12 protein-coding genes are annotated in these 15,676 nt (G+C 49.4%); all 12 read left to right on the forward strand.

The features are described from left to right. The first annotated feature begins 22 nt into the window (after positions 1-22). The 12 genes from HPY31_RS08895 (at position 23) to HPY31_RS08950 (ending at position 15,623) form a co-directional block, all read left to right on the forward strand. Complete coding sequence (locus HPY31_RS08895) at positions 23-2,428, forward strand: sugar phosphate nucleotidyltransferase (protein ID WP_172140198.1); 2,406 nt, start codon at positions 23-25, stop codon at positions 2,426-2,428. An 18-nt stretch (positions 2,429-2,446) separates the two neighbouring features. Then, a complete protein-coding gene (locus HPY31_RS08900) occupies positions 2,447-4,408 on the forward strand; it encodes a glycoside hydrolase family 15 protein (RefSeq protein WP_172140200.1) in 1,962 nt (653 codons plus the stop codon). A gap of 19 nt (positions 4,409-4,427) precedes the next feature. Further along, complete coding sequence (locus HPY31_RS08905; protein WP_172140202.1) at positions 4,428-5,852, forward strand: phosphoglucomutase/phosphomannomutase family protein; 1,425 nt, start codon at positions 4,428-4,430, stop codon at positions 5,850-5,852. Positions 5,853-6,937: 1,085 nt separating this feature from the next. Then, positions 6,938-7,579: a serine/threonine protein kinase gene (locus HPY31_RS08910; RefSeq protein WP_172140204.1), complete on the forward strand. Its 642-nt coding sequence runs from the start codon at positions 6,938-6,940 to the stop codon at positions 7,577-7,579. Positions 7,580-7,656: 77 nt separating this feature from the next. Beyond that, positions 7,657-8,106 (forward strand): signal peptidase II, encoded by a 450-nt coding sequence (gene lspA / locus HPY31_RS08915; protein WP_172140206.1) that lies wholly within the window; start codon positions 7,657-7,659, stop codon positions 8,104-8,106. Positions 8,107-8,151: 45 nt separating this feature from the next. Beyond that, on the forward strand, positions 8,152-9,081 hold the full coding sequence (locus HPY31_RS08920) for an RluA family pseudouridine synthase (protein WP_172140208.1): 930 nt from the start codon (positions 8,152-8,154) through the stop codon (positions 9,079-9,081). Between the two features lie 18 nt (positions 9,082-9,099). Beyond that, positions 9,100-9,501: a VOC family protein gene (locus tag HPY31_RS08925; protein ID WP_172140210.1), complete on the forward strand. Its 402-nt coding sequence runs from the start codon at positions 9,100-9,102 to the stop codon at positions 9,499-9,501. A gap of 100 nt (positions 9,502-9,601) precedes the next feature. Beyond that, a complete protein-coding gene (locus HPY31_RS08930) occupies positions 9,602-10,963 on the forward strand; it encodes a TolB-like translocation protein (protein WP_172140212.1) in 1,362 nt (453 codons plus the stop codon). A gap of 224 nt (positions 10,964-11,187) precedes the next feature. Continuing rightward, positions 11,188-11,727, forward strand: a complete 540-nt coding sequence (gene pyrR, locus HPY31_RS08935; RefSeq protein WP_007728461.1) for a bifunctional pyr operon transcriptional regulator/uracil phosphoribosyltransferase PyrR — start codon at positions 11,188-11,190, stop codon at positions 11,725-11,727. A gap of 179 nt (positions 11,728-11,906) precedes the next feature. After that, positions 11,907-13,256, forward strand: a complete 1,350-nt coding sequence (locus HPY31_RS08940; RefSeq protein WP_172140214.1) for a solute carrier family 23 protein — start codon at positions 11,907-11,909, stop codon at positions 13,254-13,256. A 178-nt stretch (positions 13,257-13,434) separates the two neighbouring features. Then, on the forward strand, positions 13,435-14,376 hold the full coding sequence (locus HPY31_RS08945; protein ID WP_048033695.1) for an aspartate carbamoyltransferase catalytic subunit: 942 nt from the start codon (positions 13,435-13,437) through the stop codon (positions 14,374-14,376). After that, positions 14,343-15,623: a dihydroorotase gene (locus tag HPY31_RS08950; protein WP_172140216.1), complete on the forward strand. Its 1,281-nt coding sequence runs from the start codon at positions 14,343-14,345 to the stop codon at positions 15,621-15,623. Before HPY31_RS08945 ends, HPY31_RS08950 begins: the two co-directional genes overlap by 34 nt. The last annotated feature ends 53 nt before the right edge of the window (positions 15,624-15,676 follow it).

Raw genomic sequence — 15,676 nt, forward strand, 5'->3', positions numbered from 1 at the left:
GATGAAGGAGGAAGAAAAGAAGATGAAGGCAGTAATCATGGCTGGGGGAAAAGGTACACGACTACGTCCGTTAACATGCCACACGCCAAAACCAATGGTGCCACTATTAAACCGGCCTTGCATGGAGTACACGATTGATCTATTGAAAAAGCATGGGATTACAGAGATAGCAGTGACACTCCAGTATCTGCCTGACGTCATCCGCGATACGTTTGGTGATGGATCTCGCTACGGTGTTTCGCTTGTCTATTTTGAAGAAGCCATTCCTTTGGGCACGGCAGGCAGCGTGAAAAACTGCGCGGATTTTCTCGATGAGCGTTTTGTCGTGATCAGTGGAGATACGTTGACAGACATCGATTTGTCGGCAGCCATACGTTTTCATGAGCAAAATAATGCACTGGCTACGTTGATTTTGACGCGGGTTGAAACACCGTTGGAATTTGGTGTTGTCATGACAGACGAGGGCGGGCGCATTACCCGTTTTTTAGAAAAGCCGAGCTGGGCGGAAGTTTTTAGCGATACGGTAAATACCGGGATATACGTCTGCGAGCCAGAGATCTTGTCTTATATAGAAGAGGAGCGGGAAGTGGATTTCAGCAAGGAAATTTTTCCGTCGTTTTTACAAGCAGCAAAGCCTCTATATGGCTATGAGGCAAGCGGCTATTGGTCTGATATTGGCTCTTTGGAGGTATACCAGCAAGCCCAGTTTGATTTGCTGGATGGACGCGTACATCTCGAAATAAAAGCACAGGAAATCGCACCGCGTATTTTCTTGGAAAATGATGTTCGCATCGATTCATCGGTCCGTTTGGAAGGCCCTGTTTATATCGGTGAAAATGTACACCTGCAGGCTGGAGTTGCCGTTGGTGCTTATTCCATTCTGGGGAAAAATACGGTAATTTCTTCCGGTACGAAGCTGTCCAGGACGATCATTTGGGAAAACAGTGTCATTGGGAAAAAAGCAGAGATCACAGGAACGACTCTCTGCCGCAACACCCGAATTGCAGATTGCGTACAACTCGGGGAGGGGGCGGTCATTGGAGACCAGTGCCTCATTGGGGCGAAGTCAGTGGTAAAGGCAGGGATCAAAATTTGGCCGGATAAGGAAGTCGGGGAAAATGCGACTGTCACCACCTCGCTTATCTACGGTGCCAAGCAAACCAAAAATTTGTTTGGGACGTACGGAATCAAGGGCATTGGCAATGTAGACATCACGCCCGAATTTGTTACAAGACTTGCTGCCGCCTATGCGTATTTACTACAAGCGGGGGACAAAATTGCGCTCTCGGCATGCGCACACCCTTTTGCTCAGTTATTGAAGCATAGCATCATGACGAGCTTGTGCTCTTCCGGAATTGATACGGTCGATCTCGGAATTGGGAATTCACCCTTGATCCGGTACGGCGTGCGCTCTTTGGCTTGCAAAGGCGGCATACATATTTATATGGCAGAGCCAGTGGATGATAAAGGGATTGTCATCCAATTCATCGATCATGCGGGCTTGCCGATTTCTCGTGATATGGAGCGGAAAATTGAGAATGCCTACTGGCAAGAGACTTATGTTCGCAACCTGAATCGGTTGGGAGCGCTGCAAGTCGAGCATCACGTACAAGAAGCATATCTTCATGCTTTGGTCCAACAGTTGAATGTATCGTCCATCCAGCGTCAACGCTTTCACCTGCTGATCGATTGTGAACAGCGTTTTTTCCCGACTTTTCTTGCGCCTCTTTTGCATGCACTGGGAGTTACTGCCGATTACAGCTCCATACAAGAAGGTATTCGTAAAAAGGGAGCGGATTTAGGCGTTCGTCTTGATAAAAATGGCGAGCAATTTGTCTTGTTTACCGAGTATGGAGAGAAGCTCGCAAACGAACAGATCACGGCGCTGCAGCTACTTTCGTGCAGTGGTCAACATCGGCGTATCGGCCTTCCTGTGAGTGCACCGATTGAATTGGAGCATATGGCCCAGTTGTTGCAAATGGAGGTTGTACGCACCAAGGTTTCGCCGCGATCCATGATGGAGGTATCGAGCGAACAGCGCTTTCATCCGATGTTTGACGCCGTGTACAGCCTCATGAGAATTCTTTCTTATCTGGCTTCTGAGGAAAAGCCGCTCAGCGTTTTGCTGGAATTGTTGCCAGCGTGCCATATGGAGAAAAAGACTGTTTTTTGCCCATGGGCAGTAAAAGGGAAGGTCATGCGCAGAGTGATGGAAGAAAATAAAGGCAAGCTGCTCGAGCTCGTCGATGGAATCAAGGTATACGATTCGAATGGCTGGGTACTGATTTTACCCGATTCAGAGGACTCGCACGTAAAGGTAATTTCGCAAGGGGCTACCGCAGAGACCGCGGCTACACTTGCTTCTTCCTACGCGAGACGAATTGCCGAGTATCAGTTTCACGAAAAGAGAGAGATCGACAGCCTATAACGAAAAGGACGTGAAGGCATGCCGAGACCGCTCGTCGTCGGGAACGGAAAACTGCTGATTAATTTTGATGACAAGCTGCACATGCGGGATCTGTATTTTCCGTATGTTGGTCAGCTGAATCATGTTGGGGGACACTTTAGCAAGCTGGGGATTTGGGTGCAAGGTCGCTTTTCCTGGCTGGATGAAGATGGGTGGACGCGGAGGCTCGGATACGGACAGGAGTCTTTGGTGACAGATGTTCATGCGCATCATGAACATCTGGGCATCTCCTTGCAAATCGCAGATGGGGTGCATCAGCGTGACCCGATTTATTTGAAAAAGGTGTGCGTTCGGAATTTGACGAGCGAGATCCGGGAGGTCAGGCTGTTTTTTCATCACGATTTCAGCTTGAATGAGACAGAGGTCGGGGATACCGCTGTTTTTGATCCCGTTCTGCGTACGATTTATCACTACAAGCGCAATGTATACATCATGGCGAATGGAAGAACGGATACGGGTGGGATCAATCAATATAGCGTCGGGATCAAGCGGTTCAACTATGCGGAGGGGACTTGGAGAGACGCGGAGGATGGTCTTTTGTCCGGCAATCCGATTGCACAAGGCTCCGTAGATAGTACGATTTCTTTTTCGCTCATCCTTCAACCTCAAGAAGAGAAAACGCTCTTTTACTGGATGTGCATTGGTGAATCATATGAGGATGTCAAAGGATTGAACCAATATGTACACGAAAGTGATCCGGAACGTTTGCTCAGTCGGGTCGCAGTGTATTGGCGGCGTTGGGTCAATAAGGAAGAGCGGGACTTTGCTGATCTTCCGGCAGAGGTTGTCAATCTGTACAAGACCAGCCTGCTTCTCGTGCGTACGCAAATCGATCAGAACGGAGCGATTCTCGCAGCGAATGACTCGGATATTCTACAATTCAATCGCGATCATTACAGTTACATGTGGCCAAGGGACGGGGCGTTGATTGCGAGTGCGATGGCGAAAGCAGGCTACACGGGAGTGGTCGCACCATTTTTTCGATTTTGCGCGGACGCTTTGAACAAGGACGGGTATTTGCTGCACAAGTACAATCCAGACGGCTCTGTTGGCTCCAGTTGGCATCCGTATATTGTTGACGGAGAGGTTCAGCTTCCGATTCAGGAGGATGAGACGGCACTCGTGCTGTACGCGCTCTGGGAGCAATACAAGAGCGGCAAGCAAATTGAAGATTGCCAAGCGCTCTATCCCACGCTGGTTCGTCCGGCGGCTCGCTTTTTGCTGGAGTATGTCCATCCAGAGCTGCAACTCCCAAAACCAAGCTACGACTTATGGGAAGAGCGACGGGGCATTTTTACGTTTACCAGTGCTACGGTTTTCGCAGGCTTGATGGCTGCGGCTCGTTTCGCCCAGCTATTTGGGGATGAACGACGCTACAAACGCTACGCAGAAGGGGCAGAGCGCATTCGTGGGGCAATGGAAAAACATCTGTACGACCCTGAAATCGGGCGTTTTCTACGTGGGATTTATGTAAGAGCAGATGGGAGTGTCGAAAAAGATTTCACGGTGGAGAGCAGCTTGTTCGCCTTGTTTGCGCTTGATGTGTTTTCCGTAGACGATCCGAGAGTTGCGCGGACGATGGAAGCTGTCAAAAAGAGTTTGCAGGTAGACACGGTGATCGGTGGAATCGCTCGCTATCAAGGGGATTACTATTTCAAAAAATCACACGACACGGTGAAGGTCCCGGGAAATCCATGGATCATTTGCACCTTATGGGTGGCTGATTGGGAAATTGCCAAGGCAAAATCACTCGATGAACTCCAAGAGCCAAAGAACAGACTGGCCTGGGTCGTACGGTACGCCCTACAAAGCGGCGTGCTATCCGAACAGCTCGATCCGTATACAGGTGCTCCCGTATCCGTTGCACCCCTGACGTGGTCGCATGCTACTTATGTCGCCACTGTTTTGCGTTATTTGGAGAAGGTGAATGAGTTGCGGTAACGAAGGGAGAGAAGAGGAGATGACAACGATCCGTTTCGGTACGGACGGTTGGCGTGACATAATCGCAGATGGCTTTACCGTCGAGAATGTCCGCATTGTCGCACAAGCCATCGCCAGCTATACCAAAGAAATCGGACAACAGGAGCAGCCTGTTTTGGTCGGGCATGACACGCGGTTTCTGGGGAGGCGCTTTGCGGAGGAAGTTGCAGCTGTCCTGACCGCCAATGACATTCGTACCTATTTGGTGAACGAAGCAGCGCCAACACCTGCCGTAGCTTTTGGAGTGAAGCATTTTGCAGCGAGTGGGGCAATCATGATCACGGCTAGCCACAATCCACCCGAATATAACGGCATCAAATACATTCCGGAGTACGCTGGACCTGCAACGCCTGCAATTACGCAAAGATTGGAAGAGTGGATCACCGAAACCTGCCAGACCAACTCAGTGCGTACGATTTCCCTCGCGGAAGCAAAGGCCCGCAAGCTGCTGCAAGTCATTGTGCTGCGTCCTCATTACGAGGCGCATCTGAGACGGATGATAAACATGGACGTTTTGCATAACTCTTCCTTGTCCGTTGTTGTCGATGCCATGCATGGTGCGGGTATGGGTTATGTGAGCGGTTTTTTGTCGGAGGCGGGGGTGAAAAACGTCGGAATCAGAGAAGTCCCGGATGCGGCTTTTGGAGGGGATTTACCTGAGCCAAATGATAAGCATTTGCAGTTATTAAAAAAAGAAGTCGTAGAACGCCAGGCATCTCTTGGTCTTGCCAATGATGGGGATGCAGATCGATTCGGAGTCGTCGACCGCTTCGGACAATATATCACGCCAAATGAAGCACTGGTCCTGCTCACCTATCATTTGCGAAAAAATCGAGGCTTGACCGGACGGATTGTCAGGACAGTGGCAACCACGCATCTACTGGATCGGATGGCTGCGCATTATGGTCTGGAGCTGGTAGAGACGCCGGTCGGTTTCAAGTACATCGGTGAGGAAATGCGCAAAGGCGACGTGCTCATTGGTGGAGAAGAAAGTGGCGGGGCGAGTATTCTCGGTCACATCCCGGAAAAGGACGGCGTACTCATCAATTTGCTGCTCGCCGAGATGTGCGCGTATGAAAACAAAGGAATCGATCAAATACTGCGAGACGTATACGAGCAATTCGGCGAGCTGTTCCACACGCGGCTTGATATGAAATTGCCGGAAAAAGATCAATGGGTCCAGCAAATGATCACAAAGCCACCTGCGCTCATTGGTCCTTATCAGGTTTTGGAGATTCAACGAGTGGATGGGGTCAAGCTATTGCTCGAAGAAGGACATTGGGTCTTAATCCGTCCATCTGGCACGGAACCTTTGGTGCGCATTTATTGTGAAGCAACGAATGCGACGGCCATGCAGAAGCTGCAAGATGCGATTCACGAATGGTTTTTGGAGATTAATGTGTAAAAAGTTGACGAGGAGAGCCTGCATAATGTGCGAGGTTCTTCTTTTTTCGCTGAGGTTTCTGTTATGTGACCGCGGTGAAGAGAAGAATATTTCCAGTCTAGGCTCCAGGCTCCGTCCTGCTGTGGGCTAGACTGTCCGCTCCGAAGGGATTTGCGGGGAAACGCAAAAGTGGTAGCCGCTTCGTCGTACGGGCACGGTTGCGTTTCTTTTGCCCGCAAATCCCTTCTCCGCTTGGTAGGACTCCACAAGTCGCTACGTCTGGAAATATTCTTCTCTGACGTAACTGATGATATTTCTTCATTCTTTTAAAGCTTTAAAACGCGTGGGAAACACAGAAAGCTCGTAGAGGAAACAGGAGAAAAAAGCGAAGATCTTAGGGACACCGACCGAGGCGCAATGAAAAAAAGAGAAACAAGCTTTTAGCGTCCACCTCTGAGTTGCCTCCTGAAAGGACGACTTTGGACGCGGGTTTCGCTTTTTTTCATGGAGCTGGGCAGTCAATCCCACAGGGGGTGGCCCTAGAATCTGAGCGTTTTCTCCTGTTTCCTCCTCGCCACGACAGTAACTGAAGGATTCTTCTCTGCCGAAACAGAGGTTCTTCAATTTTTTTCAAGCATTAAAAAATCGGGATTAAATAGAAAGCTCGTAGAGGAAACAGGAGAAAAAAGCGAAGATCTTAGGGACACCGACCGAGGCGCAATGAAAAAAAGAGAAACAAGCTTTAAGCGTCCACCTCTGAAATGCCTCCTGAATAGACGACTTTGGACGCGGGTTTCGCTTTTTTTCATGGAGCCGTACAGTCAATCCCACAGGGGGTGGCCCTAGAATCTGAGCGTTTTCTCCTGTTTCCTCCCCACCACGACAGCAACGTACAAGGCCCCCATTTACCAAATCAAAAAAATGAGGTATTCTTGTCCATATGCAATCCTTTCATTGGAATCGGACAGGACTTCCTGGCCCCAACCAGTGCAAAGGATTTTTTGCCCCTTATAGGAAATGTCTGAATGATCGTAGTAGATGAATCTTCATTAATTTTGTTTTAACGTAGTTCGAAGTCGGTAACTGATGAGAGATGATGAGAAACGATGCGGATCGATCAGCATATATTACAAGCTTTTTTACAGGAAGTTCAAGTGGAGAGTCTGTCGCCAGATGATCCAGTCGTTGTACACCACACGCCATACCCGTGGGAACTGGTCGGTACCGGCAATTATGCTGCCGTATTTGCCCACCCGGATTACCCGAAGGTAGTGATCAAGCTGTACGCACCTGGACGACCAGGAGCCGAACAGGAAATCGAAGTTTATCGCAAGCTAGGGGAGACTCGTTCCTTCCCCATCTGTTATGATTATGGGGAAGGATACTTGGTCATTTCGCGGATGAACGGCATCCCCCTGTTTGACTGTGTCCGCTTTGGGATTCCGATTCCTCCGCAGGTGATTGAAGACGTGGAGGAAGCGTTAGAAGAGGCCCGCAGGAAGGGCTTGTTTCCGCATGATGTCCATGGGAAAAATGTATTAATGGATCAGGGACGAGGTTATCTGATTGACGTATCGGATTACTATGTTAATGATACAGATACGAAATGGCGTGATTTACGCAAGGCGTATTACAAAGTGTATCTGCCATTTATCAAGGATCGTGGATGGAAAATTCCATTGTGGATGCTGGAAGTCGTACGCAAAGGCTATCGCCTGTACAAAAAAGGAAAGCGCTTGTTCACGTAGGCGGTCTCTGGTAAAATGATCATTTGACATTGTGTTTGTACAGTTGCTGGTCGAAGCAGAATAAGGAGGACATTCCATTGTGGTACTATCTCATTGCGGCAGTAATTATTGCGCTTGATCAGTTTACAAAGTATTTAGTCGTGAAGTATATGGAACTGGGAGAATCCATTCCTTTGATCGCGGACGTCTTTCATCTCACTTCCCATCGAAACATGGGAGCGGCGTTTGGTATCCTACAAAATCGACGTTGGTTTTTTATCGCCATTACCGCTGTGGTTGTGATTGGGATTGTCATTTCCTTGATTCGCTTGGGAAAAAAACAACCTCGTGCATCGTTGGCGCTGTCATTTGTCTTGGGTGGAGCCGTTGGGAATTTCATTGATCGCGCGATGTCCGGTCAAGTCGTAGATTTTCTCGATTTTACGTTGATTCACTTCCCGATCTTTAATGTGGCGGATATGGCCATCACGATTGGTGTGGGGATTTTGCTTCTCGATGTTTTTCTGGATGGGAAGAAAAACAGATAATCATGAGAATAATAGTGGGAAAGCTCGGATAGGTGGAGAACATACATGAATGACACGCAATTGTTTGAACGTTACGATTGGACGGTAGACCCAACGGATGCGAATGAGCGCATCGACAAGTTCATCACACTGCAAAATGAAGATTGGTCCCGTTCACAGGTACAGGCTTGGGTGAAGGAAGGTCGCGTTACTGTAAATGGTGAACCGATCAAAAACAACTACAAGCTACAGGCAGAGGACGAAGTGACCCTCCGTGTTCCGCCGCCAAAGGAAATGGCGATCCAGCCAGAAGAGATGTCGCTTGATATTGTATACGAGGATAGCGATGTCGTGGTCGTGAATAAACCACGTGGTCTCGTCGTGCATCCTGCCCCTGGTCATTACAGTGGGACACTCGTCAATGGGCTTTTGGCACATTGCAAGGATTTGTCCGGAATCAATGGCGTTTTGCGTCCGGGAATTGTCCATCGTATTGACAAGGATACGTCCGGCCTGTTGATGGTAGCCAAAAACGACAAGGCACACATGGGGTTGGCTGAACAGTTGAAAGCACATACGGTCAATCGGAAGTATGTCGCGCTTGTCCATGGGGTCATCCCGCATGAAATGGGAACGATTGAAGCACCGATCGGGCGCGATCCGAAAAATCGCCAACAAATGGCGGTCGTTTTTGAAAACAGCAAGCCGGCTGTTACGCATTTTATCGTGCTGGAGCGCTTCAAAGAGTACACATTGGTGGAATTGAAGCTCGAAACAGGGCGTACCCATCAAATTCGCGTACACATGAAGTACATTGACTATCCACTGGCGGGCGACCCGAAATACGGTCCGAAAAATACATTGGAGCTCGATGGACAAGCTTTGCATGCGAAAACACTGGGCTTTATCCATCCCCGTACAGGAGAGCAGCTCGAGTTCGAAGCGCCAATGCCGAAGGAAATGCTTGACGTCATCGAAGTTCTCAGACAAGCGTAGAGAACAGGAGGAAGAGCCGTGCTAAAAAGATTGGCGCATGTGACGCTGTACGTTCACGACTGTGAAGAGGCATTGCAGTTTTACACGGAAAAACTCGGTTTCGAAAAACGCATGGATTCTCGGATGGATGATGGTTCTCGGTGGCTCACCGTCGGTCTTCCAGAGCAGGAGCTAGAGATTGTATTGCATGACCCTACCCATTGGCATCGGGAAGATGTTGCGCAGGAAATGCTTCGTCAGGTCGGCAAAAACCCAATGTGGGTTTGGCAGACGGATGATTTTTGGTCCACGTACGAAACACTGCTTCAACGCGGCGTGGAGTTTGTGAGTGAACCAAACGAAGTAATGTATGGCATAGAGGTTATTTTCAAGGATCTGTATGGCAATCGTTTCTTGTTGTTGCAGCAAGTCTTCCTATGACACTTACATAATGGCAGTTGGATTGGAAAACGCTAGTAGAGAGCTAATTACTTTCTTCTGGCGTTTTTTTTCATCATTCAATAGAGCGTGTAAGGAGTGAATGTCTGTGATCGGAAAATGGGGGAAGCTGTTCGGTCATTTTGTCCTTTTGGTTGTACTTGTCACAGCAAACGGTGAAGCAAAGGTGGCAGCCCAAAGCCAAGGGCCAGAGCGTGTGAACAAGGAAATAAGCGTTCCGGCAAAAATCGCATTTACGAGCAACCAGCATTTGTTTTTGGTAGATGGCCGGGACGCGACGGGAAAGATCAAGCAAATCACAAAGGATGGCTATGCACAGATCGTGGGCTGGTCGCCAGATGGCAAGTGGCTTCTGTTCGTGAAATACAAAGGCAACGACAATTATTCGACACCAGGCTATGTGTGGATCGTCAGAGCTGACGGCAGCAAAGCTGTGCAGGTAGACGAGCGAGCGATTTTTGAATCACCAAAATGGTCTCCGAAAGCGAACAAGCTCGCGTACACCGTGAATGTCGGCAGTAATGAAGCTCCGAGACAATTGCTGATCGTAAAAGAAGTCAAAGAGCATGGAGAATTAGCTTTGCAAAGTACAACGAAGGCTGACTTCGAAGATTTTGCTTGGATGCCGGATGGGGAAAACATGCTTGTCTCACTACCAGCCGAAAAAAATAAGCCGATGACGCTGGCCTTGCGCACACTTGCAGGTAAACCGTTGGCAGCCTACCCGATTGCAGAACCGCCAAAAGTGGAGGAAGGCATCTACCCATGGGCAGCGACAGGCTTAAAAGTATCGCCGGATGGGAAGGCTGTGGCCTACTTTGTCAGATATAACTCAGGCTCCTTGTCTGCTGATGGCGTACCGATTCAATGGTTTAATTTGACACAGCCTGCCAAAAAGCCAATAGACCTCGGAACAGGATTGGCTTATCCTGATTGGCTTGCCTGGACACCAAATGGCGAACAGCTCGCTTTTGTCGAAGGCACTGACCGGACCGCCACGACTAACAAGCAGTTAAAGCTGGCAGATCGGACAGGAAAGGTTAAAACAGTCAGCCCTGGTCCGGTGGTGGTAGACACTTATCCAGTATGGATTCCAAAAGCTTCGTACACGCTGCTTTTCACCAGGGGCTTGGCTACAGAGTATTCATACGACCCGAAGAAGGTCATGGTACCGGAACAAGGCATCTGGCGGCGGTCCTCAGATGGAGCAGAGCAGCAGGTGACAAAAGGAGAAGCGAATACAGCGGACTACTATCCTGTGCCATCTCCAGATGGAAATCAGCTTCTTTTCTTGCGGTTGGATCGAGCGGAGCATGGCTCCTTGTTTATCCAAGGAATTGGTGAAGATGCGGACAAACAAGTCGAGCTGATCAAAGACATGACAGGGGACATTGGTTATTATGCGAACTATTTGCCACCGTGGGTCAGCGTCTATTGGGAATAGTTAGACTTTTCCGGGCTGCATTGACACCCGTCCAGAATCGTGACATAATTCTACATGACGAATGGAACCTTTTAATCCAGTCCAGTGAGGCTGGCAAGGGCACGGAATGACAAACAGGCGGGACGCTTAAAAGTCCGGTCAGTTTGTCCGAGGGCTTCTTGTCTCCTGACAAGGAGCCTTTTTTCGTAAGGTCCACTGTTCCCGTCGAAAAGGGGGATATTGAGATGATCAACAAAAGCGTTATTATGGATGAAGCGGCGATCCGCCGCGCGCTCACGCGAATCGCGCATGAAATTATTGAGCGAAATAAAGGCGTCGAGGATCTCATTATCGTGGGGATTAAGACCAGAGGGATCTACCTCGCGCAACGCCTTGTGGAAAGAATCGAAATGATTGAAAATGTGAAAGTCCCAGTCGGTGAGCTGGACATTACGTTTTATCGTGACGATCTTCAGCACAAGTCCGAAGATGCCATTTTGCAAGGCTCCAAGCTTCCAGATCAAATCACAGGTAAGACTGTAATTCTGGTCGATGATGTTCTTTACACGGGAAGAACCGTGCGTGCCGCATTGGATGCCCTGATTGACAACGGTCGCCCACGGATGATTCAACTGGCTGTCCTGGTTGATCGTGGTCATCGCGAGCTGCCAATCCGCCCAGATTTCGTCGGAAAGAACCTCCCTACTGCTCGAACGGAAATTGTCGATGTACAATTGGCAGAAGTGGACGTTATGGACATTGTCTCCATCCGACAGCTACTGTAAAAAGAATAGAATTCCTCTTTAAAAACGATCCTGTGAGGTCGGCAAGAGGCAAGATACTTCCCATGACTATGGCGAAGCTAGCCTCTTTGTGTCCGCACAAAGAGGTTTTTTGTATAAAAAGAAGCTTTTTGTATAAAAGAAGTTTTGAATGAATGAAACAAAACAGGGGGCATACAGGCATGAGCCAGAAAAATTACATCGATGTAGACGAAACACCACATATTTCGCGATTGCTGCCACTTAGTATTCAACACTTGTTCGCGATGTTCGGCTCGACTGTATTGGTGCCGATCTTAACGGGGCTGGATGTTGCAACGGCGCTCATGGCAAGTGGGATTGGAACCCTGTTGTTCCTGTGGATCACCAAAGGAAAGCTGCCGAACTACCTCGGTTCTTCCTTCGCTTTCATCGGTCCGATTATCGTCGTGAGTCAATCACATGGAGTAGGGACCGCACTCTTAGGCTGCTTCCTCTCCGGGATTGTGTACATCATCGTCGCCGGTATCGTAAAGAAGGCAGGAGTCAAATGGCTCGATCGGGTACTGCCACCAGTTGTCATCGCATCCGTCATCGTTGTGATCGGTCTAAGCCTGGCTGGCGTAGCAGTAGACATGGCAACAAAAGTCACTGTAGATGGTCAATCGCAAATGTCGCTGACATCGATTGAAATCTCGCTCGTAACTGTGGTCATAACAGTACTTGCAGCAGTTATGCTGCGCGGTTTCCTTGGTCTTATCCCCATCTTGATCGGTATGGTTACAGGTTATGTATACACACTACTGCGTCACCCTGACCTGATTAACTTTCAAAAAGTAGTAGAAGCAGACTGGTTCATCACGCCACAAAAAATGTTTGCGGAGCACTTCAAATTTACCGAAGTCATGAGTGTGATCGGCGACGGCTCTGCATGGATCGCAGCACTCGTCATCGCGCCAGTCGCTTTCGTCACGCTGGCAGAGCATTTGGGTCACTTGCTGGTAACGAGTAAGGTCATGGATCGCGATCTGATGAAAAATCCGGGTCTGCACCGCAGCTTGCTCGGAGACGGGGTGGCAACCTCACTGGCAGCTATCTTGGGAGGACCGCCAGCAACGACATATGGAGAAAACATCGGTGTCCTTGCAATGACTAAGGTATACAGCCGAGTGGTCATCGGTCTGGCTGCTGTACTGGCAATCATGTTCGCCTTCGCTGGAAAGGTTAGCGCCATTTTAATGACGATTCCAACGCCGGTACTTGGCGGTGTCTCCATCATCCTGTTCGGTATCATCGCGGCACAAGGCTTGCGGATGTACGTCGAGCACAAAGTGAATTTTGCAGACAAGCGCAACATGATTCTCGCAGCCGTCATCCTCGTCACGGGAATCGGCGGATACAAAATCAGTTTTGCAAGTACAGGTATCGCTTTCCTGAGCGACCTGACCATCGATAATATCGCACTCTCTACCTTCCTGGGAATTATTCTGCACCTGATCCTTCCAGGAAAAGCGTCCGCGATGGGAGAAGCGCATCTTGAAGAACAAAAATAAATAGCTTATACGTTCCCAATCCTTTAAATCCAGTCCAGAGAGGCTGGCAAGGCAAAGAACGCTGTTTCGGCTGCCCAAAAAGGCACTCAACCAGCTTCTTGTCTCGCTTGCCTCCAGATGCAAAGCGATGCCAAGAAGCTTTTTCTTTGTGAAAAATAAAGAATCGGAGGGATTCATGATGAAAAATGTAGCGCACCTGATTGGCCTCAAAGATTTATCAAAAGAACAGATCATCCAGCTCCTCGAGCGAGCAGAGTATTGGGCTGCCAGACCAACTGAGCAAGCGGATATCCTGCGCGGACGGTTTGTCGCGAATCTGTTCTTCGAGGCCAGCACCAGAACCCGCTTTTCTTTTGAAGTAGCACAAAAGCGACTGGGCGCACATGTTTTGAACTTCATTCCGGAAACCTCCTCTACTGTAAAGGGAGAAACGGTCTATGATACAATCCGCACCTTGGAAGCAATGGGCGTGGAAGCAGCCGTGATCCGCACCAAGAAGGAAGGCCTGCTGCAAGAGCTGGCTGAGAGCGTAGATCTGAAGCTGATCAACGCGGGAGATGGAACGAATGAGCACCCGACCCAATGCCTGCTCGATCTTTTGACCATGAAAAGGCAGTTTGGCAAGCTCTCTGGTCTCACGGTAGCGATCATTGGAGACCTGCGCCACAGCCGCGTGCTCGGTTCTCACCTGCATGCGCTGCCGAAGCTCGGTGTGAATCTGCTACTCTCAGGTCCTGCTACGATGATGCCGGCGCATATCCCGCAAGGTGTGAAAATCGTGGAAATGGAAGAAGCGGTTCAAACCGCAGATGTGGTCATGATGCTGCGCGTGCAGCTGGAGCGCCATGCGGAATCCCTCTATCTATCGAAGGAAGAGTATCACAAGGCACATGGGCTCACACTGGAAAGAGCCAAAATGATGAAGTCCGGCGCAGTTATCATGCATCCGGCACCCGTCAATCGCGGGGTTGAGATTCATACCGATTTGGTAGAATGCGAAACGTCCTTGATTCAAACCCAAGTGACCAACGGAGTCGCAGCAAGAATGGCAGTTCTAGAAACTCTTTTGAAAGGGAGCGAAATGACATGGGAATCATCCTTGGCAACGGCAACGTACTAAATCAGGCGGGGGAACTCACCCCGATGGAAATATTGGTGGAAAAGGGAAGAATCACAGCGATGGGGGAGACACTCGATCGCGAGGGGCATGAATGGATCGATTGCCATGGCGGCATGATTAGTGCGGGTCTTATCGATGTCCACGTACATTTGCGTGAACCAGGCTTTGAACATAAAGAAACGATTGAAACAGGGGCAAAAGCAGCGGTACAAGGCGGATTTACAACGGTAGCATGCATGCCGAACACGCGACCATCCATCGATAGTGTCGAAACAGTGACTTACATTTTGGACAAAGCGAGCGAGGCAGGTATGGCGCGCGTCATCCCGTATGGTGCGATTACGGTTCGCCAATTGGGAAAAGAGCTGACGGATTTCGCTGGGTTAAAAGAAGCGGGGATCTTCGCGCTGACAGATGACGGTGTGGGTGTCCAATCAACAGCCATGATGAAAAAGGCCATGCAAAAAGCAGCAGAGCTCGGTATCGCAATCGTCGCTCACTGTGAGGACGAAGACCTGTTGATCCCGGGAGCAGCTTTGCATGACGGGGTGGTTGCAGCTCGACACGGACTCCCAGGAATTCCTTCTGAATCAGAGTCCATCCACGTTGGCCGCGATATTTTGCTGGCAGAACAGACAGGTGTGCACTACCACGTATGTCACATCAGCGCAAAAGAGTCCGTGCGTCTGGTACGCGACGGAAAACGCGCTGGGGTAAATGTAACGTGTGAAGTAAGTCCGCATCATCTCTTGCTGTGCGACGAGGATATTCCGGACAATCTGGATACAAATTGGAAAATGAACCCGCCGCTGCGCTCTCGTGAAGATCGCGCTGCACTAATTGCGGGATTGAAAGACGGCACCATTGATATGATCGCAACCGACCATGCACCACACACCCAAGAGGAAAAAGCCAACGGGATCAACCGCGCACCATTCGGAATCGTCGGACTGGAGACAGCATTCCCGCTGTTGTACACAAATCTCGTACAAACGGGAGAGCTGACCTTGAAGAAGCTGGTTGAGCTGTTGACTGTGAAGCCAGCAGAAGCATTTAAACTGCCATATGGTCGTCTGGAAGTAGGCGCACCAGCAGACCTGACTGTGATGGATCTGGAAACGGAAAAAACAATTGACCCAAGCACATTCGCAAGTAAAGGAATCAACACACCATTTGCTGGGTGGGCATGCAAAGGCTGGCCGACTCTGACGCTTGTAGATGGAAAGATCGTATATCAAAACGTGTAAAAACGACTGACAGACAAGACAAAAGTTTTTACACGACAATGGAGGAGGAGCAT

The sequence above is a fragment of the Brevibacillus sp. HB1.3 genome, assembly GCF_013186635.1.
In the GTDB taxonomy this organism is placed as follows: domain Bacteria; phylum Bacillota; class Bacilli; order Brevibacillales; family Brevibacillaceae; genus Brevibacillus; species Brevibacillus brevis_D.